The following is a 21,823-nucleotide window of genomic DNA, read 5'->3' as shown; positions in this document are numbered from 1 at the left end:
CGGAGACACCGGTGCGGTCGCGGACCGCGATCGACCGGCTCATCGCCCGCCGTGAGGTAGATCTGCGGGAGAAGACGTTGTGGCGGATTCTGTATGAAACCTGCGCTCGCGCAGAGGAACTGCTCCAGCTCAACATCGAGGACCTCGACCTGGCGGGCCGGTGCGCCCGGGTGAAATCCAAGGGCGCCAAACCCCGCACCCGCCGCCGCGGCGCTGCCCACCACGGACACGTCCTGGAAACCGTGTACTGGGACGCTGGCACCGCCCGGCTCCTGCCCCCGGCTGATCCGCGGCCGCACCCACGGCCCGGTATTCGTCACCCATCGCCGCCCCGGACCGGGAAATACCTCGTCGACCGCGACCTGTGCCCCGACACCGGACTCGCGCGGCTGTCCTACGACCAGGCCCGCGACCTACTCGATGCCGCCACCGCCACCGATGGACCCGGCACCGGCTGGGACCTCCACGAACTTCGGCACTCCGGGCTGACACACCTCGGCGAATCCGGCGCGAGCCTGTTCGAACTGATGGCCAAGTCGCGTCACCGCAAGGCCGAGAACCTGCGCCGCTACTTCAAACTATCCCCGCAGGCGATGCGCGAACTGGCCAGCTTCATCGGCCCCGGCGCGTCCCGGACCCACTGACCAGCAGTTACGTCATATCCGCCCGAAATTCGGCCGATACTACGGCGACCCCTACCGCAGGAACCCCGTCCTTCCCCTGTGCGGCCGCAGCGTCGTTCACCGGCCGCGCCGCGGCCGAGACCTGGCGGTTGTGGAACGTTGAGCCGTGGTAGGCGGCCGTGCGCGCCGGCGCGGTGGCGCGGTGGCGCGGTGGCGGAACCGAATCGTTTGTGCGCGGTGCATCCCGCTAACTTTGGGGGAGAGGATTGCCTGCAGGCTGGTGGTCGCTTTGTTGTGTTGCAACCCCACCAGCAGGGGGTTGATCAGCCGATGGTTCGACTGGCCATAGCGATTTGCCGGAGTGTTCACGCCTTCGAGGCAACCGGCTCCTGGGTCGGGGTATTCGGCCAGGCCAGCATTGCCAGCGCGGCTACTCGCTCCAGTTCGTCCCGGTCCGCGCCGTCCCGTGCGGCCTGCGACATGCCCTGTAGAACTGCCCCGGTGAAGCGGGCCAGGGCGCGGGCGTCGGTGTCGGCGGGTAGCCGCTCGGCGGCTATGTCGTCGCGAATCCGGCGCTCGAAGTCGTCGATAGTGTCGTTGCGTAGCCGCTCGAGCAGGTGCAGCACTTCGTTATTGGTGGTGTTGATGCCCGCATGGATGACCATGCAGCCGGGCGGGCGGCCCGGCAGCGAGTACTCGACGGCTGCCTCCCGCAGGGTGCGTTCCGCCGTGGTGCGGGCGGTCGGTTCCTCGTCGAAGGCGCGGGCTGCGAAGCCGCCGTAGCGCGTGCTGTAGGCCGCGACGGCCTCGTTGAACAGCTTCTGCTTGTCGCCGAATGCCGCGTACAGGCTGGGGGTGCCGATCCCGAGCGCCTTGGTCAGATCACTGACCGAGGTGGCCTCGTAGCCGTGCTCCCAGAACAATCGCAACGCCTTGTCCAAGGCGGCTTCTCGGTCGAACGAGCGGGGGCGACCCCGGGGTTGTATGGCCACATCTGGAATTTTATAGCGTCCGCTAGTGAATGTGTTAGGGTCCTATTCTGTATCGATCGCTAGAGAATGTGATCGCCGAGCGAAGGGCAAGATCATGGGCGTGCTTACCGGCAAGACGGCGCTGGTCACAGGCAGCGGGCGGGGCATCGGGCGGGGCATCGCCCAGCGTCTCGGGCGCGACGGCGCGCGGGTCGGCGTGCACTACAACGGCAATGTCGCCGCCGCGAAGGAAACTGTCGCGAGTATCGAGGCGGCGGGCGGTCAGGCGTTCGCGTTCGCCGCCCCGCTCGGCGCCCCCGGCGACGCGCAAGCCCTCTGGACCGCTTTCGACGCGCACGCCGACGGGCTCGACATCCTGGTCAACAATGCCGGGACCGACGGCGTCCGGGCGGTGATCGAGGATACCTCCGAGGACGACTTCGACCGGGTCTTCGCCGTCAATACGAAATCTCCGTTCTTCGTCACGAAGTTGGGCCTGGACCGGCTGCGCGACGGCGGCCGCATCATCAATATCTCCACCAACCTCACTCGCGGCGCGGGCGTGCCGGAACTGCTCGCCTACACCATGACCAAGGGCGCGATCGATGCCTTCACCTCGGTGCTGGCCAAGCAGGTCGGCGCCCGCGGCATCACCGTCAACGCTGTCGCGCCGGGCGTGGTCGACACCGACATGAACGCCGGATGGTTGCGCAACGACGAAACGATGGCGGCAGTCGCGGCCATGTCCGCGATGAATCGTGTGGCCGAGCCGGCCGAAATCGCGGATATCGTGGCCTTCCTGGCCTCGAACGACGGCCGCTGGGTCACCGGCCAATGGATCGACGCCACGGGCGGTGCGCTGCTATGACCAGCATGAGGCTTGCTGTCGTCGGACCTGTTGCGGGCTCGCCCGCGGTCCGAAATGATCTCGTTCAGTTGGTCTTCCAGTAGACTGGACAGCACCATCGGCCGCATGGGCGACCTCGTACTCTGGACCTGGAACTGCGGACGCTGTTCGCCCCGCGTACCTGAGGTGTGACGATGGCCGGCAGTTTTCGATGCGGTCCCGGGCCCGATCGAGGTTGCCGACCTGTCGAATCCATCGCCCTTACGGGTGAACTGACAAACCGACCTTCGACCGCGTCCTCGGTAGTTGTGTTCGTGTATAGCGGTCGTGATCGTTTGTGTTGCATGATGTTCGGCTCGTCGTCAACGATCGATCGAAACGTCTTGTGCCGGAGGAGTTGTCGGTTCTGGGGGTTCCGGTAGTAACCGGACGAAAAACAACGACAATGGCTTGACCAGCGGTGATGCTTCTAGTCGCAAGCGGTCATTGCGTTCAGGCGGGCTCGAGGTGGCGGTAGATGGTTTTGCGGGAGACGCCGAAGGTTTCGGCGATCTGGGCGACGGTGTAGTTGCGTTTGCCGTGGTGGTCGCGTTCGTCGTACATCTCGCGGGCCTTGATCGCTTGCAACTGGGTGAGCGCTGGTGGCCGGCCGCCGACTCGTCTTCGGGCGGGGGCCTGATTCGAGTTCTTCGAACGATCTCGTCGGCTTGGTGTGCCAGAGTGGACGTCACTCCGTCAACCAACCGTTTGGGTGGAAGGGCTGCGAGGCGAGGACATTCCGATGGACGTACAACACTGGATCGGGTTGCTCGGCGCCGCCGACGACCGAACCTGGACCAACGCGCAGAACGAATTGGTAGCTGCGGGTAAGGATGCGGTGCAGCCGCTTTTGCGGGTGCTGCACGAGGATTCCACACCCCGTGCAGAGCAGGCATGCGTTACGGTGTTGCAGCAGCTCGGGCTGTTCGCCGCGCGGGGGTTGGTCGAGACACTCGCCTCGCTCCGATCCTCCGGCGTAGTGTCCGAGGACGCAGACCGGGTAGCGCGCCGGGCCTGCCGGGCACTCGGTGTCCCGGAAGTAGGTCAAGCGCTGTACTACGCGCAGCGGCTCACCTCCGAGCGGATCCCTGAGCGTAGGAATACTGCAGATGTCATGAGCGTTTGTGGGGAGTTGGAATTCGCGCCGCTACTTGTACCCGCGCTGGCCGATACTGATGAGTCGGTCACCGAATCCGCCGTCCAATCGTTCGGCCGGTTCGGCCCTGCTGCGATCCCGCTGCTGCAGCGTGTCCGGCGCTCCCCGGCTCCGGAACGGCGCGGCGCGCTCGCTGCCTTGGCCCAGGTCGATTGGCGCGCTATCGAACCCGCCGATGTAATGGCGATCCATCGGCTCATCATGAGGAAGCTGCAAGCCGAAACGCCACGCCCCTACCCGATACCTGACGGGTTCGAGTGGTACGCGGTGCCGACCGAAGACCAGGCCGCCGTGCTGGACGCATTCGAACTCTCGGATCCAGTGCCCGCGACAATGGCGATGGGGTCCTCAGTGTCCGGATGCGGGCTGCGGTATGTCAGTCCTGCATTCGACGGCTGGACGCTCGTGTTCGGTCCCCCGGTCCCCGCATGCAGGCTCGACGATCACCGGCGAATGCACGAGCTGGATCACGCGCACGGAGACGACGAGCTGATGGCACTAGCTCGATTGACCATGTCTCTGAACGAACCGGAACCATACTGTGTCGAGCTTAGCCGCCGCTTCGGCGAGGCGCACTGGTACAAGGAAATCGGAGAAGGTAGCTATGACTCCGGCGGTTGGTGTATCGCTGTCGATGGGAAGAACATTCGCTACATCAGCCAGGACGCTCACGAACTGACGGACCTGAGCGAATCCGATCGGTTGCATCACGCGGAGGAAGGACTGCGCGGCGAATCCGTGTCCGACTGGCTCGCGGCGAACGGCTTTCCGGCCGACATGTGGGACGACATATTCGGCGAGATTCTGGGTGACCACATGTTCCAGCGGCTGGAAGCGCCCTTCGATGACGCCGTTGCCGACCGGTGGGACGAATTCGCTCGGCGGACCGGGATCCCGGCGCGGCGCAGCGCCTGCACCGTCGCCGAACGCGCCTCCGTGGGACCGCACATGCTCGGACCGGCCACGCGGGTGATCGGGCACGGGGTGCTCGCGCACACGATATGCGGACGGGAACGACACCACGGTGGTGCAATCGTCATCTGAATCCAGATGAGGTCTCGGCATCCGCCAGGATTCCTCGGCCGCCTCACCCCAGTACCAACTCCTCCAGCGTGGCACCCCGTGCGCATCCGCGACCCGGAAGCCGTCGTGCAATGACCTCTCCACTTCCAACTCTCGTCCCGCATCCATCACCGCCGACGTCGTCGAGCCCCCCCGCAGCACCGTCGTCACCGGCGACGCCACCCAACAGCGCGAGAACACCGCCACTTTCCGACGTGAGTCACAGCGCTCCTCGCCGGGATGCCGTTGTGGGACAAAAACGATCATATTTGTCCCACCGGTCGCTCCAGACGATGGCGCACGCTTTGATCACCAAGAGCTCGTCGCAATCCGCGACCTGGTCGATCGGCGCGTAGACCAGATCCAGATTCCCTAGCTCCTGTCGCTCGGTTCGGTCAGCGCCCCATGCGGCTGGTGCCAAAAATTCACCGATAGTCGACGTCAGGATCCACCAGAGTAGCCACGGCGTCGCGACTCAGCGGCAATTATCCTGCTGGTCAAAGACCAGGCCCCCTGACCGGTGCAGCCGCCGCCAACGTCGCGCCGCGAACACCAAGACCAGTTTTCATGATTCGAGTTCTCCCGAGTTCAACAGCATTTCGCGCTGTCACCACCCACCCGGTCACGGGCCAAAGGCAGCGGACATCGACCAGCACGCAGGAGAGAACGATCCCCGGATCACGCAGGCAGGCAGACGAGTTCGCGTCCGATGCCGTGTGGAGTCTCGTCCCCAGGCCGTCGCGCGCAAGCGACGCCAACGCCCCTGCACGGCACCACAATGGACGTGACAGGCCGAATGGACGAGAGCGCCCGAAGTGCCCGGCGGCTCATTTAGCGACTCTCGGCGCGAAACCTATCAGTCTTCACCCAACTTCGCCGAACCAGCGGAGATGTCAGTGGCACGTGTCAGAGGGTCGGCGGCTGAGTGTCGTGTTGCTTTGCTGGTTCGCCGTCGAGGATCAGGAAGTTCCGTCAGGCGGTTTCGCGCAGGTTGGACACGGCCCGGACGACATCGGACAGCCGGACCATGCGCTCGGGGTTCTCGGCTGCCAGGCCCATTTCGATGTACTGGCGGATCAGCATCGACGCCGTGATGCAGTGCTCGGCAGCAGCCTCCCGGACGCGTCGCCGCATGTCGGCGTCCATCTTCAGGGAGGTGGTGACCATGCCGGTTTCGATCTCGTCTTCGGTCGGCGGCAGCTGCGGCACAGGGGCGTCGTCGTCGAAGGTCATGCCAGCAAGGAACGCCGCAGCGGCCTCGGGGGTGTGCGGGTAGCCCTGGTCTTTGGAGTCGCTCATTGGTTGGCCTCCCATACGTTGTATTCGGTGATCTGGTGTTCTCCCATCGGCACTGCCATCAGGATTTCCCAGCGTGTGGAGGGCGAGGGCAGTTGCCGCAGCATGACGACCAGTCCACGGCCTTCGTCGCTGCGGCCCCACACGGTCAGCACCGGTAGACCTTGGTCGGTCCGGGCCGGCCGTGGCCACCGGCGAGCCGAGTACAGAATCTCCATCACCTCCCAGGTCTGCACCTGGAAATGCTGGAGAAACTGCCGACTTGTCGGTGCCCACTCGTACTCCACGCACACACCATAATACCTGGGTATTACAGCAGGTTGATGTAGGTCGGACAGTAGCTATCGGCGGGCGTTGAGGGCCTGCTCGTCGACACGACCCGCCTTGTATCGGAACTCTGCACCCATTTCGAGCGCGATGGCCGCAGTCTCGTCGCGCGTAGTCGTGGTGATCGCAGCTTGGATGGGGTCGCCTGCGGTGGCAACTGCAATCGCCTGGGGGTGACGGTCGCGATCTCCATGTCCTGCTTACCGGACGCGACCACAGCGTGCACTGCCGCCGGATCATCGGGAACCTGGGCCAAGAAACTCGGCCCGCTGCAGCGCATCAACGGCATCCGAGACAGGTTCCACCGCCGTGTTCGTCATGGCCACCGCGATGCCCAACAACTCACCGCACCGCTCCTCCGGCAACGCGGCGAACGCATACGCCGGCGTCACCGCCGCAACACACACCCGAACATCGCGGTTATGCAGCAAGGCCAGCAACGCACCGGAACCGTGGTCGCCGTTGCTCAGCGCCGTCAGCAGGCGGTCGTCGAGGACGTAACCGAACACTTAGCTGGCGCGATGCTCGCGCAGCCGCGGCCAGACGAGACGGTCGGCATTCTTCTCGGCCCACGCCACAGCGCCGGCATCGCTGCGCGCCCCGGCCAGCCGGGCCGGGCCTGCAGCCTTTCCACATCCCCGTCGACGGCGCCGACATCCCATGGAACCTCAGCCGGTGTGAACACTCCCTGCCTGCAGCTGCTGCTCGCCGATGCTCGGCGTCTGTCACCTCGAGAAGCCTCAACGTGCCCAGACAAAGTGTCCTATTTGGCGTGGCGGGTGTGGGGAAGGGGGAGTCGATCCTGATCGCCGCCAATGAGGGTTCGGGCCGTGAATTGCGCACCGGTGTAGCCGAACTGGACACCCCCATGGCCGACATGCGAGCGGACGAATCCTGATGGCGAAGGGCAGTTGCCTCGGGCCTGTCCGACCTGGCGCGACTCGTCGTTCCGATCAGGCCATCTGTCACCAGATTTCCACCGTTGTTGTCACCAACCGTGCGCTCGTCATCGCCAGCGGAAACTTCCCGGCATCCAAATTCACACTCATGGCTCCCCTTTATGTCAAGACGCTGCTGCGGGTGCGGGGTTAACCTTGTTGGTGGCAGGTCCGGGATGTGGCTTTTCCGAAGGATCGGTGTGCGGGGTGAGGCCGGTCGCGCTGGATTGCAGAGTCGTTCCCGAGTGCCCTCCCGGGCTTGCCTTTTCGCGTTGTCGTTGGTCGGCGAGCATGCGGGCATAGACGACGTTGGAAAGTCGGCGTTTGAGTGAGCGCATCGATTCCATCGAGGTCTTCCCTGCGGCTTTGCGGGTGTCGAAGTAGAGGCGGCCTCGGGTCGGATTGCGTAGCTGGACCACGGCCATGATGTGCAAGACACGGTTGATGCGCCGGTTCCCGGCGCGGGAGAGTCGATGCCGCTGTTGTTCCCCGGAGGAGGCGTCCAGGGGCGCGGTGCCGTTCCAGGAGGCGAACCTGTCCCGGTTTCGGAAGCGGTGAATATTCCCTGTGTCTGCGAGAAGCCTTGCGGCGCTGGATGGTCCGATGCCGACCACGTCCATCAATGTCGATCCGCGGTCGATGATGAGTTGGCGCAACTCTTTGTCGGCGGCTTTGATCTTTCGGTCGATGTTGTCGAGTTCACCGATCAGCTCGACGGTCAGCCGGCGTCGGGCTTTGCCGAGCGGATCTCGTGGTTTGATCGTCGCGATCAACGCGCGCGCCTTCGTGGCGGACAAGAATCTTTCCGCCCCTCCAGGGAAAAGTTCGAGCAGGAACCGGTGCAGGCGGTTGATGGTTTCGGTGCGGGCGCGTCCGAGTTCGTCGCGGCGATCAGAGAGCATGCTCAGCAGGAGCAGGTCTGGATCGGGTTCGACCCGACGCAGGTTCGGTGAGTGCAGTGCTGCCATCGCGACCGAGTGGGCATCGACGGGGTCGGTTTTGCGGCCGTTGCCGGTGGCGAATACTCGTATCTGGGCGGAGAGTTTCGCTGGCACGTCGAGTACGGTTTCCCCGTCGTGGACCAGACGATGGGCGATATGGCGGCCGATACCGTTGCAGCCTTCCACCGCCCACACCCGGTTTCCGAATTTCCTGCCAGCGGTGAGCATTTCGGCGTAGCCGGCTTTGTCGGTGCCGTATCTTCCGACAGCTCGGATCTTGCCGGTGTGGTCGATGACTTCGATGGTGGCTGAGCGTTTGTGTGGATCCATGCCGATGATGACTGTCATCGGTGTCCTCCCTGGTCGACGGGGTTATCGGCGAGGGCGGGCAACGCTACTTCGAGCTCGGGCAGACCCCTTTCCAGCCACTCCTCGCACGGCGCCCGGCGAGAGGCAAGCCATGAGAGAGCCACACCAATGACGCAGGCGGGCAGCCGATTAGGGAGCTTCTCACCGGGCACCTGGACTTGATCCTGGCCGGGATCAAGTCCTGACACCAGTCTTAAGTAGCCGATTACAGGTGCACTTCCGTTGTAATTGATTGTCGTATAGGGGTATTCAGCGCTATGTGCGCTCTGTGATCAGTGGCGACGAGAGAGGCCACCGCATGGTGAGGTGGTGCGAGGATGGTGGCTCGATGACGAAAGGCGGGACGATGAACGTTGCAGATCACGCGGTGGTCCCGCGCCGACTCGCGATCTGATAGACGTTGCCGAACGGGTCGCGGACCATGGCTCGGCGGTCACCATACGGCGTGTCGAGCGGTGCCTCCACGGTGACGGCACCTGCTGTCAGCGCCCGCTCATATGTGGCAACACGTTCACGAACTGGATGAGGACCGACCGAACGATCCCCGGGACGAGGTCGGTGCCACGACACACGAACAGGCATTGTCGGTCATCAGGGCCACCGCAAGCCCGAGCCGCACCGCCTGCCCGCGTCCGCACGGTGCCACGAACGCGATATCCGCGGGGGTCAGTGTGAAGAACCGGAACAACTCCTCGCGGCTGATCTCCGGGAACCCCCGCAGACGCGCCAACCCCTACTTATCTCGTAACGGTAACTTGGACTGACTTGGACGCCATGCCAACTCCACGGCCATCGAGGCCTCGGACGAGGCAGTTGGCGTGATGCGGCCTAGCAGGCGGGGGAGACCGTTTGCTGCCCGGTCACGGGATCGTTGTCGATGCGAACGCACTTGCCTTGCCAATCCAGCGCCGCCCACTTGTCGTCGAGCGTGCGCGGAGGCATTTCCCCCATCAGACCTCCCTGATCGCACACGCGCCCGACGACCGTTGGGACGGGCCAGAAGGTGTCGGGAAGGTTGCAGATATCGACGTCGGCCGATGCCGTGCCTGTACCGACTCCCATTGCGGTGGCGAACGATCCGAGCATGGCGGCGATCATCAGGTACTTCGTCATCGTGCACCGGCGCCGAGTTGCCTGGCACTCCGGATCCGATCGTGCCTCCGACGCTCTCGAGTCGGCCTGTGATGGAACCGCGGTCGCCGGGCGCTTCCGCAACGCCCGCGGCCTCGGGGACGAGGCGTGCACCGCGTCCCGCGACGAGGACAACGGCGCAACCGGGTTCGCCTCAGCGATCGTTCGCCGAGGCTCGGACCTGCTCTGGGTGGACTGCTACAGACACCCGGGCACCATCGATCAGGCCGAACACGCTGTCCCCGAGGTCGTCTCGGTGGCCTTTGCCGCAGTCCCCTAGGACAGCCGACTACCGGACGCTGTGCCGCGCCAGCAGAGCGTTTGGTGTGGGTGATCGGCGTGGTCGGCCGGGCCGACTAGGGTGGTCGAGTGTTCAACAAGGGTGAGCGGGTGCGGGAGGGGCAAGCCGGGGTGTCGGTGTTCGTGGTGCAGGAGATGGCCCAAGATGGACGGGTAATGGTGTTGCCGGCTGGCGCAGCACCGGGCGCCTACCCGTTCCCGATGCCATCGGGGTCTCTGACCCGGGTTGTCGACTAGCTGCGGTCGCCACGGCAACCCCCTCGTTGTCAGCCGCACTCATCCGGGTTCTGCGCCAGCCGCGGGTGGTGCCTGGGTCCGGAGTTCAATGGCGCCTGCGAGATTCGCAGCCCGTCGCCGGGCGGCTCCGCGACACGGGCGTCAACCGCTTCGTCACTCAACAGTTTTCAGAGCGAGGATGTGGGCGTGATCGCCTGCGACCTCACGCAGAAGCGGGCTCAATCCGATGCCACCACCGGGGTTCGGGCGGGGGACGGTGGTGACGGGAATGACGGGCAGCTGCATCGAGTAGTCGGCGTAGACCATGAGATCGCCCGCGGGGAACGCGCCGTCGAACTCGACGTCGAAGTTGTGCTCGACACCATCGCAGGTCACCGGGATCTTCTCGCGTGTGCTGTTCGCGCCGGAGCTGGCGATGGCCAGGATGGCGGCGATCTCCCCGCCCGTGGGTGCCGTGGAGGGGTCCCGGTAGAACTCGCGCGAAAAACAACGACAATGGCTTGACCAGCACCGATGTCGTGTTGTCCGGATTGGGCTGCGGGTGTGCTGGGCTGGTGGTTGGCTTGGCTGCCGTTGAGGTTGGTTGGTGTGCTGGAGGTCGGGTTTCGTGGCGACGCGGGTATTCGCAGACGAGGAGTTGGCGCGTCTGCGGGAGTTTCCGCAGATCAGCCGGGAGGAGTTGTTCCGGTTCTTCACGCTCACCCCGTCTGATATCGCGTTTCTGACGCCGGGGCGAGGGCGCGGCCCGGGAGAACGGCTGGGTATGGCGGTGGCGTTGTGCACGTTGCCGTGGCTGGGGTTCGTGCCGGACAAGGTTTCCACGGCGCCGCCGGTGGTGGCGGCTCGGTTGGCCGAGCAGCTGAAAGTGGATGCGTCGCTGATCCGTTCGTACGGCAAGCGGGCACAAACCCGTACCGAGCATCTGCGGTTGATTGCGCAGTTTCTGGGGTGGCGGCCGCCGGGTTCGATGGAGCTGAAGGAGCTGGATGAGTTTCTGCTGGCGCGGTCGATGGAGCATGATTCCCCGACGTTGTTGTTCCAGCTCGCGTGCGAGTATCTGGTGTCAGCGCGGGTGATCCGGCCGGGCCCGGACACACTGGTTCGCCGTGTCGCGCATGCGCGCGAGGAGGCTCAGTCCGAGACCTATGATCGGCTGGCCCACGAGTTCACCCTCGAGCGGTGCGCGGGGTTGGATGCGCTGCTGGACATCGATCCCTCGCTGCGGACCTCGCGGTTGCGGTGGCTGTCGACCGGTCCGGTGGAGGCTTCGGCGTCCGCGGTGAAGGCCGAGGTGGACAAGTTGGGATTCCTGCGCGGTCTGGGCGCGGACCGCCTGGATATGTCGGTGCTCCCGGCGGAGCGCCGCCGGTTCCTGGCTACGATGGGCCGGCGTCTGACTCCGCAGGCCTTGCAGCGGCGGGATTCGCAGCGCCGGTACCCGATCCTGCTGACGGTGCTGGCGCAGTCGGCGACCGATGTGCTCGATGAAGTGGTGCATCTGTTCGACCAGGCGGTCTCGGCGAAATTCAGCACCGCGGAGAGGCGGATGAAAGAAGAGCTGGCCGAACGCGGCAAGACCGGTGAGGACCGGCAAGCCCTCCTCGATGAGCTACTGGCGATCATCAACGATCCCGCGATTCCGGACGAAGCGGTCGGGGCACTGCTGCGCGGAGAGAAGATCGGGTGGGAGCGATTGCGGAACGCTGTCGCGCAGGCCAAGCCCCGTTTGCCGCGTGATCACGGGCATCTGGCCGCGTTGAATTCGTCGTATTCGTATCTGCGGCAGTTCACCCCGCACGTGTTGTCGGCGGTGGGGTTCGCTGGCGGGACCGCGGCGACGGAGTTGCTGATCGCGGTGGACATGCTGCGCGAGTTGAACGCGACCGGCCGCCGCAAAGTGTTCGACGAGGCTCCTACGGGGTTCGTGCCGGCGAAGTGGCGCGGCTACCTCGAGGAGGCCCGCCGCTCCGGCAATATCACTGCGTACCGGCACTATTGGGAGCTGTGCGTGCTGCTGGGCCTGCGCGATGGGTTGCGCACCGGCGATGTGTACGTGCCCGGTTCGCGTCGCTACGCCGATCCGACCGCCTACCTGCTCACCCCCGAGCAGTGGGAGCCTCAGCGAGACGAATTCTGCCGCCTGGTCGGCAAATCCGCCGATCCCGGCCAGGCGCTGGCCGTGGTGGTCGACGAGCTACACGCCGCGCTCGGTGAGCTCGAGGCGGTCCTACGAGGGCGAGGGCCCGGTGCGCCTGGACGAGACTGGGGATCTGGTGATCTCGCCGCTGACCGCCGAAGACGTCCCCGACGAGGCGAAGGCGTTGAAGGCTGAGCTGACCGAGATGCTGCCGTTCGCGCCGATCGTGTCGTTGCTGATCGAACTGGACAAACGCACCGGTTACCTGGATTGCTTCACCCACGCGACCGGAAAACAGACCCGCACACCGGAACTCAAGCGCAACCTGATCGCGGTGCTGCTGGCGCACTCCACCAACCTTGGATTGACCCGGATGGCCGAGGCGTGCGGCATCTCCTACGACATCCTGTCCTGGACTTCAGAGTGGTATGTGCGGGAGGAAACCCTGCGGGCGGCGAATCTGGCGCTGATCGACTACCACCAGCGGTTGCCGCTGACCGCGGTGTTCGGGGCGGGCACGCTGTCCTCGAGCGACGGGCAACGGTTCCCCACCCGCGGCAAATCACTCACCGCCAGGGCGTTGAGCAGGTATTTTGCCGAGGAAGGGCTGTCCACCTACACGCACGTGACTGATCAGCACGCCACCTACGGCACGAAGGTCATCGTCGCCACGAAACGCGAAGCCCACTATGTGCTGGACGAGATACTCGGCAACGCAACGGATCTGCCGATCACCGAGCACGCCACCGACACGCACGGGGTGACGCTGGTGAACTTCGGGTTGTTCGATCTGCTCGGGTTGCAGCTCTCGCCCCATATCCGCGACTTGGGCCGAATCACCCTGTACCGGCCGGGACCGCGCGCCGAGGCCGAGGCCCGGTTCCCACACGCGGGCCCTTTGCTGACTCGCAAGCTGAATCTGGACCTCATCGCGGAGCACTACGACGACCTGCTGCGGCTGGCCGGATCGCTGAAGTTCGGCCACGCCACCGCCTCGCTGCTGGTCGGCAAGCTCTCCGCTTCGAGTCGCCAGAACGCCCTGGCCGCGGCATTGAAGGAGTACGGGGCGCTGCGCCGTACGATCTACGCCGCGAAATACCTGTCCGATCCCGACTACCGGCGGCGGATCGCCCGCCAGCTCAACAAGGGCGAATCCCTGCACGCGCTGCGCCGCGACCTGCTGTACGCGCACGAGGGCATGATCCGCGCCCGCCACCTTGAGACCCAGACCGAACAAGCCTGGTGCCTGACCCTGGCCACGAACGCGGTCATCGCCTGGACCACAGAGTATTACGGTCTCGCGGTGGAGCAGATGCGCCGGACCGGTCGGCGGATAGACGACGAGGTGCTAGCCCACATCTCACCCGCGCACAGCGAGAACATCAACTTCTTCGGCGCGATCGAAGTGGACATCGATGCTGAACTTGCCCAGCTCGGGCCCACCGGGTACCGGCCCCTGCGGGTGCGAGACACGCTGTTCTGACCCACGGTGGTGGACCCCAGAGTGGTGTGTACTCTCCAGATTTGCCGTCCGACCAGCCCATTCCCCGCGAGAAGGCACTCGACTTCGGCGCGGAAAGTCGCGCTGACGAAACTGCCGTGTACGGGGAGCTGGATCCGGTGCTACCCGCCCGATGACTGGCGCAGTGCACTTATTCCGGATGTGCGCTACTCCCTGCAGGCGTGGAGCCGGCATCGACCCGCAGGGGCGGAAGGGGGTGCCAGGTCGCTGGCACCTGCCGCATGAGTAAGGCGCAGTCGAGCACCGCGCTGCCTGGCGGGAACCGGTCCTGGTCGTCGAAGACCGTGGACCGAACCGAGTGGATATCGACCGGCTCGACTTGCCATGCGTCCGTCTGGAGTTCGAGCCCATCAAGGCATTGGCCGCTATGTGTGGGCGAGAATCCGGCCGAGCCACGCCGAAAGAAGTCCGATGCCTGCGCCAGATCGGCGAACAGTTCACTTCCCTGGAACCGCTCGGCGGTCCGGACGTCCACGCTCACGGAGACCGTCTTGTCCTGACTGGTGAAGGCCACATGCAGGTCCTGCGCCGTCTCCCGCACGTCGAACCGCGCCAAACTGTGCTCACCAGGAAACAGCCGGCCACCGGCAAGGACATTGATCGCCGAACCGCTGTCGCGGCGCGGGATGTACACACCGGTCGAGAGTCCCTGCGGACCATCCCACTCGACAGCGATGCGGTGCGCCGCGTTCTCGGTGCGCATCCCGACCCAGCCGGGTAGCCAACTGGGGCGGAACTGTCCGAGGCGGATCAGGCAGATGCCGGCAACCGCCCGGCCGTCAACCAATTGAGGGCGCATAGGCGGCGGCACCAAGCTCGCGGCGACCTCGGGGTCGATTCGGTAGTTCACGAGAAGACGTCGCTCGACGACGCTGGACATCCGCGGAGGTCTCATCCGGCATCCCTGTTCTTCGTGGTTCGCAGTCTGCGCTGCCTGACGATGACCTGTTCCGGGCAGATCGCGCTGAGGAACCTGCCGACACATAACGCCAGTCGTTCCTCGACAAGCGAGTAGAAGATCCGATTGGCGACTCGTCGCTCTCGGACGAGCCCGGCTGCCTTGAGCACACCCAGATGTCGGGAGATCGAAGGACCGCTGATCGGAAACTTCGCAGCGATATCACCTGCGGTCAACTCGCCGGAGCGCAGATCCTCCAAGATCTGTCGACGCGTGGAGTCGGCCAGCGCGCGGAACACTCCGGCTTCCTCTTCTAGCCCGAACTCGGTCATGGTTACAATTTAGCACCATAGCTAAATAGCGAATAAAGAAGGAAGGTACTCCAGCCGCCAGATCACGTCGTGGCCACAGACATCAGACCACGCGCCCTGGCCTGCGCACGTGCTGTCGCCAGGGCGAGCAGATGTTCCGTAAGTCGATCCATCAACGGAACACCACGGTCGCAGAACTCACGCCCTGGTCAAGGTGTTCCGTAGAGGTGTTCCGTGAACTGTTCCGGTGAACCCCCGTCATGTGGAACGATCGCCGGTGTGGTCGAACCCTTCCGCGTCGGATACGTGCGCTGCTCCACCGACGAACAAGACGTCGAGATCCAAGCCGACCAGTTGATCGCCCTCGGCGTGCCGAGTGATCGGATCTTTATCGACAAAGGGTTTTCTGGCACCACCCGCCGCAACCGCACCGGCCTGGACAACGCGCTTACCGCGGTCACCTCCGCCGCCGCGGCGGTCACCGAGCGGCAAGTGGTACTGACCACGACGAAATTCGACCGATTCGCACGCAACATGGCCGAAGCCGGCGAGATCCTGACCAGCCTGCGCGAACGGGACATCCTGTTTGGGCTCGGCAGCCAGATCTACGACTGGGCCGACCCGTTCGGCAAGCTTTTCCTCCAGACCCTCGCCATGGTGGCCGAATTCGAGGCCAATCTCGGCCACATGCGCACCCGCGAAGGCATGGCCAAGGCCCGCGCGAAGGGCCGCCTCAAGGGCAAGCAGCCCAAACTCCCTCTCACCGCCCGGAAAACGATCCACCGCCGATACCACGATCCCGACGACGACGCGAGCCTTGCGGACCTGGCCGAGGAGTACAGCGTCGGCCGCTCCACCATCCACCGCATCATCAGCGGCCCCGCGCCGCGCGTGTAGCCCTATCAATTCAGAACCGGAAACCTGACATCGCTGCTGGTCAAGCCATTGTCGTTGTTTTTCGCGCGAGTTCTACCGGGACCCCGTGGAGGGGCAGCGGTAGCTCGAATGCACTGTCGCCGTGGTTGACCCGTCGGTCATCCCCCCGACGATCCGCACATGCTGAGCTTCGGTCCCGTCGCCGATCGCCGGCGGACGCCATGCTGGTTCGCTCTCGTGTGTGCCGCATCCGGCCGCGATCAAGCCACTGATCGCCGCCACAACCAGGCGACCCCTCCCCGCTGAGATCATGCCGCGAATCTAGATCACGCGACCAGACAAATGCACCTTGCCCACCGAGAGGCTGCCGCGCCGAACTGCTGCGGCCGCGCAACGCGAGGCCTGTCGGAGATCTCAGGCCGTCCGGCCCCACCCGACAACGATGCGGCGCGGGCGGCGGCGATCGGCGTGGAGCTCGGCGACGCTGGTGGGCCCGATGTAGCAGCACGCGAGCCCGTCGCGCTGGTAGCGCAGGTAGGCGGCGGTGAGCTGGTGATCGGCATTGGTGTGCCAGTGGCCGCGGACCCGGGCGGGGACGATCGCGAAATTGGTGGTGCGGGCGAAGACTTCAGGCCCGGCCAGTTCTCTGCGGATGCCGACGTCGGTGCGGATCGCGTCGGCGGCGCCATCGCATCTCGGTCAGCATGGGGCCGAGGTCGGGGTAGCGCTCGCGTAGTTCGTCGGCGATCGCGAGCAGGCCGTGCAAGCGGTGGATCGGGGTGCACAGCAAGTGCAGCTCGGCCAACCGGCTCATCGGGTCCTCACCACCGCCGGCGGTCGTGAAATGCGGGGCCATATTGGTTCATGGCTTCCGTAGGTTCTTCGTTGCGGGTTTCATCTGGCTCCCGTGGGCGAGCGTGGACAGCGGTTGTTGGGCGGCCGAAAAAGCCGGTGCGGCGTGGTAGCCGAGCGGTATTTCAGCCCACTGCTGACGTTCGGTCACCCGTGGCCGACACTACCGACAACTGGCCTGGAGCGGCGCGGAGTTCCCCGCTCGTGACACGAATCGTCGAGGATTGGCGTAATCGGTTGCAGAAACTCGGAAATAGCTCGGGTAGTTCGTGCAGAATGCCGGTGGGCCGTTAGGTCCGCGGTATAGCGGTGAGGTGAGGGGTAGCAAGTGGGCGAACCGATTCCGGCAGCGCAGGCACTGATCAACACTGTCCTGGCACGCTACAGCTCGTTGGACGATTTCTTTCGTCGTCTGTGGAGCCTGGTCGACCCGCCCACCGAACAGCTGCCCGTGGTCGTGGAAACACCGGTCCGGATCGGCCGTCACCGGCTGCGGGAATCAGCCGCATGATCAGCCCGGACACCCATCGACACAATGCCTTTCGCGCCGCCACAGTCCGGCCGGGCTGCACTACACCGGGAGCGCTCCGATTCACGCAGACCGCGCATACCGGAGTGATTCAGCGCGGGCGGTTGCTCAGTGCTGCAAGTCGTGTGCGACCTGAATCAGGAACCTTGCCACCTCCTGCTGCTGATCGTGTCCGAGCAACTCCTGTCCGGGGCTTTCCTTGACGAAACTCATCTCTGCAGACCAGGTGCCGTCTTGAACGTGGATCTCGGTCCAGTACGGCAGCGGCGCACCCATCCGCGCCTTGCCCTCGAATCCCGCGAGAGGTTGGTAGTCGGAGGGTATTTCGACCGCGTCGTCCGTACGCGGGTTGTGCACTTGGAGCATGCCGATCAGCTTCCCTCCAGCATGATGGCCCTGGCATATGGTCGACCAACCGACGGTGCGGTTCTCCCCGGTCCCGATGGGGTCTTCCGACCCCGCGTCCGAGATCGACAGCTTCTCCCTGAGGAACGTGCTGTAGGAGTCACACAGGGTGAATCGGTCGTATTTCGACGGATCGGTGAAGTGGAATGATGGTGAGGAGCAGCCGACGATCCCGAACACCGCCGATATCGCCAGGATGACCGGACGGATCTTCAGAGCCTTCCTTTCTCGGTCACTCCAACACTTGACTGCTTGTGAGCGATCATCAGGTGTGGTTGTTGGGCGCGCAGCAGTGGCTGAGGCGATCGGCAAGGTGGCGCGCCTCGGTGCTGGTGAGTTCGATCATTTCGAGTCCGGCGACGCGTCCAGGGACGCCGAGCACCAGCGCCGCACCGTTGTTGGATCGGGCCTGCGGCACGAGAACTTTGACAGTCACCACGGCACGAGCGACCGGGCCGTCCACCGCAACAGTCCAACGTGTTCGCGCCCTCGCGGTGCCGGGCCCGGATAGCCGACCGGCATCCGCTGCAGCCCGCGGCGGGTGCGCGCCGGTCCTTGACGCACACGTATCCAGAAGCTCAGCCCCCGCGAGCAGGTGTCGAGCGACCTGATCTGCTTGTGCCGGTGACATTTCGGCGAAGCTGCGGCCCACGACCAGTTCGATGTATACCTTGCGGTCCCGCCCGATCGCGTCGAGTGCGTTCAGTTGCACGATCACCTCGGCGGACCACGACGCAGCAGAACCTGAGATCGTCACCGCCAGTGCCGGGCCCACATGCAGAACAGGCTCATCGGGACCCACCCAGTCGAAATCGTCGTGGCCCTCGCAGAACGACGGGCACGGCAACACTGCGGTCACGTCTGCATACTCCCTGTACAACAACAGATTCCGACACATGGAGCCGCCGCACGTCGTGACGTCCCGGCCGCGCGGGTTCGCCTACGGCGGGAATCAGATGCTGGCCGGCCCCGCTGGCGTTGCGGCGTGTCGGCGGGGCGAGGACACCGATACGAGCCAGGCGACAGCCACGAGTATCACGGCAGCGGCGGTGAGCGCGGCTGCGGTGTACGAGTAGAGCGTTGCAGAGGCAAGCAGCGTGAGGTTCACCGCGGTCGCGACTCCCACGATCACTGCGACGACCGGCGTCAGGGCCAGGCCGTGCGGCTGGCGCGAACTGCTGCGGGGGAGTGCGCGTTCGTGGAGTAGCGCCAGGACCGCACACAGCGCTGCCTGGACGCACAGCAGTATCGACGGGGACCAGCTGCCCACCCCGACCAGTGCGGCGAGCACGATCGGTCCGAACACCAGCGCGGCCGCGGTGCTCGCGTACCAGGCGGCCGCCGAGGCGATCACCAACTCGGGCGCGGAGGTGGAAATCAGCGTGGCGAGCGCGGCCACGACCAGAACTCCGGCGCTGGCGCCTTGGAGAGCGCGGGCTGCCGCCGTCCAGGTGCCGTCATCTCCGGCCGCCGTGATGACCGAAGTGATTGCGAATCCAGCCAACCCGATGGCCGGCATGTGCACTGCGATCCGTCGACCGCGCGCGCCCACGATGATCGCGGCGACCGCGAAGCCCGCCAAATAGGCCACAACCGAGGCCACCGGCACGCTCGAGAGCGCAGTCGTGAATCCAGCGCCGGTGCTGGCGGTGGAGGGCATCGCGAACTCGGCGAGCGACAGTGCTGTGCTCACGTAGGCAATGGCGGTGATGACAGCGGGGTTCCCGGAACGGGAGAGGCGGCTCGCAGGAGTGGGCGCGTCCAGATCGATATCGGGCATAGCGTTTTCAGGCTTCCTTCGTGGAATAGGCGACGCTGCGAATGAGGTGGCCGCGCTTGAGGTGCTGGATGAGGCTCGCGATCGCGTCGAGGCACCCGTCTTCCGGTTTAGCGGGGGTCGGGGGCTGGCGATCACTGGCCGCTCATGGAAGGCTGCTGCGCGGTTGATCGCTGTGCGGCGCACAGTGTTTCGCACTGTGCGTTCCGTGGCGAGCACCACGGACTGTGTGAGCTCGACGACGCCTATCTGCGCCATACGATTTCGAATTCGACATGCCAACCCCACCTACGTCAGCGCAGAAACGATACTCGCCGAGATTAGCCATGCGGCGGCGGAATCAGATATACCCATTTCGGGGATACCCATTTTGGGACGATGCCGCCGTCTCGTCTGCGGAATGAATCGCAGTTCTGCGTGGACTTTGCCGATGTGCCACAGTCGGGTGGGTCTGGTTCAATGCGAAACGCGGTCTGCGACCGCAGGATCAGCGCACCGACGCCCCGGCCGACTGGTGGGGCCCGCACTGTGGGGAGAACACCGCATGTCCACCACCAGCGATGCCCGCCGCGCGGGTCCGAGGCGAGCTCTCGACGCCGTGACCAGCGTGGCCGTTGCGGTCACCAGACCGCTCATGCTGTTCGTGGCTCGCATGCTGGCCCCGCGACACTTGCGCCAGGCCAGCTATATCGGCCAGTCCGCGGCTGCTACGACAGCATCGCGCCGCGCGGATTGATGCTGCGGGGGCGTGGGGATCGCCCGCTCCGGTGTGCGGATCAGGTGTTCGGCGGGTGTTCGGCGGCCGGGTCGGGAGGGACGGGTTCGATGAAGCTGGAGAGCTCCCAGGTCCACCGGCCTCCGGGCCACCAGATCAGCAGATGGTCGGAGCTGGGTGGGGTGTAGGAGTAGACCGGTTCCGGATTGCCGGCCTCGTTGATGGGTTCGTCGACGAACCCGCGGGCTCGGTGGTCGGGCGGGGCGAGATAGCCGTGGATGGGGCTGGGTTCTTCGCCCGGCCAGGTGACACGGCGGACCTTCGTGCGCGGTGGGGACATGTGTCAGGCCCGACCCGGGTGCACGCGAGGTGGTCGATGAACGACGTCGTTGCATTGCACGCAACGCCAGGTCAAACCCTGGGCCCCGCCGCCGACGAGCACGCGATCGGGGCCCAGGGGATGGTTTTTGTGGCACTCCAGAGGTGCGGCTTGCTCGGCACGACCGGCTCGGTTGATGTGCAGCCGGGTCGGGTCGGCCGGGGTGCCGTCGCCCAATGCCCACCGCATGCCGTCGAAGACATGGGAACGCATGTTCGAACAATAACAGGGGTTCGCCGGTTCGAGGTCCGTGGCGGACGGATCCGGCCGGCCCGGGATTACGCGATCAGGCCGTCGAGGGGGTTGGTCCCGGGCATCTCGTAGGGCGTGTTCCAATACGGGTCGCCGGAGGGGTGCCCACCGCTGGGCGTCCAATCCGAGGCCGGTGGCGGACAGCCGACGACACCGGTGGCGCAGATGGGGTCGACCTCGGGCTCCAACGGCACACGCCCTCGATCGACGAAGTCCGGCGGCATACATGCCACCGTGGGTCCACCTACGCCGGCGGTGCAGTCATCCGATGCCGATGCTGTACCGGCAGCTCCTGCTACTCCGGCGAGGACTGCGATCGGGGCAGCGAGCGATGCGATGGCGAGAGCTATTCTCATGGGCGGGTTCTCCGGGAATCCAGGCCCGGCGACTAGGACCGGGTGCACGGTAGACAGGATTTCCAGCGATGAATGTCGCTGAGTGACAAGACATTTCGAATGACTCGGATGTCTGGCCTGATTCGCTGTCGCTACCGGCGCCCAGCTGCGATACTCGTGGTGCGGTTGCCCTCGAACGTGCTGTCGGGCGAATTCCCGCGCCCAACGGCGCTAACCTACGGTACCGTAGGTGTTAGGCCGCAGCCAATCCATCAGCCTCCCGGCTTCCGATCGGAAGTTTCCGGCGCTGTCATCAATCCTGTTCCCGTACTGGGATTTTCGACCATCCGACACAGGTTCGACCCGTGGGCTTCCCACTGGGGAGCGCATGTCACATCCAGGGGTGCCGCCCCTGATTCTGGGGCCGGCGGTCAGGAGAGAGGTTGGCTAGCGTCAGTCGTGGCTCGCCGCCCTGGCACAAATAGCTGCGCCCATCACGTTTGTGGTGCGGAAACGCAGGTTCAGGGGGCGAGCCACTTCCCTGCGCCGGGCCGGCGTAGCGACCAGTCCGCTACCGTTCGAACATGACTCGGCGCGC

Annotated in this window: 23 protein-coding genes and 3 pseudogenes; 9 read left to right on the top strand and 17 right to left on the bottom strand. The window is 65.2% G+C overall.

From position 1 onward, the window contains the following. The first annotated feature begins 11 nt into the window (after positions 1-11). Complete coding sequence (locus ACYVKL_RS37265) at positions 12-644, top strand: site-specific integrase (protein ID WP_379172469.1); 633 nt, start codon at positions 12-14, stop codon at positions 642-644. Positions 645-988: 344 nt separating this feature from the next. Here ACYVKL_RS37265 and ACYVKL_RS37260 read toward each other — a convergent pair whose 3' ends face one another. Continuing rightward, the gene (locus ACYVKL_RS37260) at positions 989-1,615 is read right to left on the bottom strand and encodes a TetR/AcrR family transcriptional regulator (RefSeq protein ID WP_379172467.1); all 627 of its coding nucleotides are present in this window, start codon (positions 1,613-1,615) and stop codon (positions 989-991) included. A gap of 94 nt (positions 1,616-1,709) precedes the next feature. On the opposite strand from ACYVKL_RS37260, the gene ACYVKL_RS37255 reads away from it, so the two are divergent. Then, the gene (locus ACYVKL_RS37255; RefSeq protein WP_379172465.1) at positions 1,710-2,462 is read left to right on the top strand and encodes an SDR family oxidoreductase; all 753 of its coding nucleotides are present in this window, start codon (positions 1,710-1,712) and stop codon (positions 2,460-2,462) included. A 471-nt stretch (positions 2,463-2,933) separates the two neighbouring features. Here ACYVKL_RS37255 and ACYVKL_RS37250 read toward each other — a convergent pair. Further along, positions 2,934-3,080 (bottom strand): annotated as a pseudogene (locus ACYVKL_RS37250) (helix-turn-helix domain-containing protein); the annotation flags it as partial. Between the two features lie 142 nt (positions 3,081-3,222). Here ACYVKL_RS37250 and ACYVKL_RS37245 point away from each other — a divergent pair. Next, positions 3,223-4,680, top strand: coding sequence for a HEAT repeat domain-containing protein (locus tag ACYVKL_RS37245; RefSeq protein ID WP_379172463.1), 1,458 nt, complete (start codon positions 3,223-3,225; stop codon positions 4,678-4,680). 990 nt (positions 4,681-5,670) lie between these two features. On the opposite strand, the gene ACYVKL_RS37240 is transcribed toward ACYVKL_RS37245, so the two are convergent. The 3 genes from ACYVKL_RS37240 to ACYVKL_RS37230 all read right to left on the bottom strand — a co-directional run bounded on the left by ACYVKL_RS37240 (position 5,671) and on the right by ACYVKL_RS37230 (position 6,830). Further along, entirely contained in the window at positions 5,671-5,997 is a 327-nt protein-coding gene (locus ACYVKL_RS37240) for a hypothetical protein (RefSeq protein WP_379172461.1), read from the bottom strand. Further along, positions 5,994-6,281, bottom strand: a complete 288-nt coding sequence (locus ACYVKL_RS37235; protein WP_379172459.1) for a hypothetical protein — start codon at positions 6,279-6,281, stop codon at positions 5,994-5,996. The genes ACYVKL_RS37240 and ACYVKL_RS37235 overlap by 4 nt, the downstream gene beginning before the upstream one ends. Positions 6,282-6,557: 276 nt before the next feature. Next, positions 6,558-6,830, bottom strand: a complete 273-nt coding sequence (locus tag ACYVKL_RS37230; RefSeq protein WP_379172458.1) for a hypothetical protein — start codon at positions 6,828-6,830, stop codon at positions 6,558-6,560. A gap of 263 nt (positions 6,831-7,093) precedes the next feature. On the opposite strand from ACYVKL_RS37230, the gene ACYVKL_RS37225 reads away from it, so the two are divergent. Then, the gene (locus tag ACYVKL_RS37225; RefSeq protein WP_379172456.1) at positions 7,094-7,219 is read left to right on the top strand and encodes a hypothetical protein; all 126 of its coding nucleotides are present in this window, start codon (positions 7,094-7,096) and stop codon (positions 7,217-7,219) included. 165 nt (positions 7,220-7,384) lie between these two features. Here ACYVKL_RS37225 and ACYVKL_RS37220 read toward each other — a convergent pair whose 3' ends face one another. The 3 genes and pseudogenes from ACYVKL_RS37220 to ACYVKL_RS37210 all read right to left on the bottom strand — a co-directional run bounded on the left by ACYVKL_RS37220 (position 7,385) and on the right by ACYVKL_RS37210 (position 9,667). Continuing rightward, positions 7,385-8,548: an IS110 family RNA-guided transposase gene (locus tag ACYVKL_RS37220; RefSeq protein WP_379172454.1), complete on the bottom strand. Its 1,164-nt coding sequence runs from the start codon at positions 8,546-8,548 to the stop codon at positions 7,385-7,387. Positions 8,549-9,155: 607 nt separating this feature from the next. After that, positions 9,156-9,299 (bottom strand): annotated as a pseudogene (locus tag ACYVKL_RS37215) (DUF4158 domain-containing protein); the annotation flags it as partial. Between the two features lie 98 nt (positions 9,300-9,397). Then, positions 9,398-9,667 carry a hypothetical protein gene (locus tag ACYVKL_RS37210; RefSeq protein ID WP_460774165.1) on the bottom strand — a complete coding sequence of 90 codons (270 nt, stop codon included), beginning with the start codon at positions 9,665-9,667 and terminating at the stop codon, positions 9,398-9,400. On the opposite strand from ACYVKL_RS37210, the gene ACYVKL_RS37205 reads away from it, so the two are divergent. Then, positions 9,654-9,980, top strand: coding sequence for a hypothetical protein (locus tag ACYVKL_RS37205; protein ID WP_379172450.1), 327 nt, complete (start codon positions 9,654-9,656; stop codon positions 9,978-9,980). The two genes, ACYVKL_RS37210 and ACYVKL_RS37205, sit on opposite strands and share 14 nt — an antisense overlap. Before the next feature lie 410 nt (positions 9,981-10,390). Here ACYVKL_RS37205 and ACYVKL_RS37200 read toward each other — a convergent pair whose 3' ends face one another. After that, positions 10,391-10,612, bottom strand: coding sequence for a hypothetical protein (locus ACYVKL_RS37200; protein WP_379172447.1), 222 nt, complete (start codon positions 10,610-10,612; stop codon positions 10,391-10,393). A 232-nt stretch (positions 10,613-10,844) separates the two neighbouring features. On the opposite strand from ACYVKL_RS37200, the pseudogene ACYVKL_RS37195 reads away from it, so the two are divergent. Next, a pseudogene (locus ACYVKL_RS37195) lies at positions 10,845-13,857 on the top strand (Tn3 family transposase). Between the two features lie 169 nt (positions 13,858-14,026). Here ACYVKL_RS37195 and ACYVKL_RS37190 read toward each other — a convergent pair. Together ACYVKL_RS37190 and ACYVKL_RS37185 are read right to left on the bottom strand one after the other, a co-directional pair. Then, on the bottom strand, positions 14,027-14,776 hold the full coding sequence (locus ACYVKL_RS37190) for a DUF2071 domain-containing protein (protein ID WP_379172445.1): 750 nt from the start codon (positions 14,774-14,776) through the stop codon (positions 14,027-14,029). An 11-nt stretch (positions 14,777-14,787) separates the two neighbouring features. Continuing rightward, positions 14,788-15,126, bottom strand: coding sequence for a metalloregulator ArsR/SmtB family transcription factor (locus ACYVKL_RS37185; protein ID WP_379172443.1), 339 nt, complete (start codon positions 15,124-15,126; stop codon positions 14,788-14,790). A gap of 285 nt (positions 15,127-15,411) precedes the next feature. On the opposite strand from ACYVKL_RS37185, the gene ACYVKL_RS37180 reads away from it, so the two are divergent. Continuing rightward, positions 15,412-16,002, top strand: coding sequence for a recombinase family protein (locus ACYVKL_RS37180; protein ID WP_379172441.1), 591 nt, complete (start codon positions 15,412-15,414; stop codon positions 16,000-16,002). A gap of 607 nt (positions 16,003-16,609) precedes the next feature. Here the strand turns inward: ACYVKL_RS37180 and ACYVKL_RS37175 are convergent. After that, positions 16,610-16,837 carry a hypothetical protein gene (locus ACYVKL_RS37175; protein WP_379172439.1) on the bottom strand — a complete coding sequence of 76 codons (228 nt, stop codon included), beginning with the start codon at positions 16,835-16,837 and terminating at the stop codon, positions 16,610-16,612. A gap of 324 nt (positions 16,838-17,161) precedes the next feature. Here ACYVKL_RS37175 and ACYVKL_RS37170 point away from each other — a divergent pair, with 324 nt between their 5' ends. Then, on the top strand, positions 17,162-17,344 hold the full coding sequence (locus ACYVKL_RS37170; protein WP_379172436.1) for a hypothetical protein: 183 nt from the start codon (positions 17,162-17,164) through the stop codon (positions 17,342-17,344). Positions 17,345-17,470: 126 nt separating this feature from the next. Here ACYVKL_RS37170 and ACYVKL_RS37165 read toward each other — a convergent pair whose 3' ends face one another. From ACYVKL_RS37165 to ACYVKL_RS37155, 3 genes are all read right to left on the bottom strand, one after another. Further along, positions 17,471-17,947 carry a hypothetical protein gene (locus tag ACYVKL_RS37165; RefSeq protein WP_379172434.1) on the bottom strand — a complete coding sequence of 159 codons (477 nt, stop codon included), beginning with the start codon at positions 17,945-17,947 and terminating at the stop codon, positions 17,471-17,473. 85 nt (positions 17,948-18,032) lie between these two features. Then, positions 18,033-18,626 carry a DUF6907 domain-containing protein gene (locus ACYVKL_RS37160; RefSeq protein ID WP_379172432.1) on the bottom strand — a complete coding sequence of 198 codons (594 nt, stop codon included), beginning with the start codon at positions 18,624-18,626 and terminating at the stop codon, positions 18,033-18,035. Positions 18,627-18,719: 93 nt separating this feature from the next. Continuing rightward, positions 18,720-19,547: an MFS transporter gene (locus tag ACYVKL_RS37155; protein ID WP_379172430.1), complete on the bottom strand. Its 828-nt coding sequence runs from the start codon at positions 19,545-19,547 to the stop codon at positions 18,720-18,722. 541 nt (positions 19,548-20,088) lie between these two features. Here ACYVKL_RS37155 and ACYVKL_RS37150 point away from each other — a divergent pair. Beyond that, positions 20,089-20,280, top strand: a complete 192-nt coding sequence (locus ACYVKL_RS37150; RefSeq protein WP_379172428.1) for a hypothetical protein — start codon at positions 20,089-20,091, stop codon at positions 20,278-20,280. A gap of 40 nt (positions 20,281-20,320) precedes the next feature. On the opposite strand, the gene ACYVKL_RS37145 is transcribed toward ACYVKL_RS37150, so the two are convergent. Both ACYVKL_RS37145 and ACYVKL_RS37140 read right to left on the bottom strand, forming a co-directional pair. Beyond that, on the bottom strand, positions 20,321-20,599 hold the full coding sequence (locus ACYVKL_RS37145) for a hypothetical protein (RefSeq protein WP_379172426.1): 279 nt from the start codon (positions 20,597-20,599) through the stop codon (positions 20,321-20,323). Between the two features lie 317 nt (positions 20,600-20,916). After that, positions 20,917-21,114 carry a hypothetical protein gene (locus tag ACYVKL_RS37140; protein ID WP_379172424.1) on the bottom strand — a complete coding sequence of 66 codons (198 nt, stop codon included), beginning with the start codon at positions 21,112-21,114 and terminating at the stop codon, positions 20,917-20,919. Positions 21,115-21,823 lie beyond the last annotated feature (709 nt).

Source organism: Nocardia tengchongensis, from assembly GCF_054781395.1.
The sequence above is the reverse complement of the archived record's forward strand: the minus strand, read 5'-3'. Positions and strand labels throughout refer to the sequence as shown.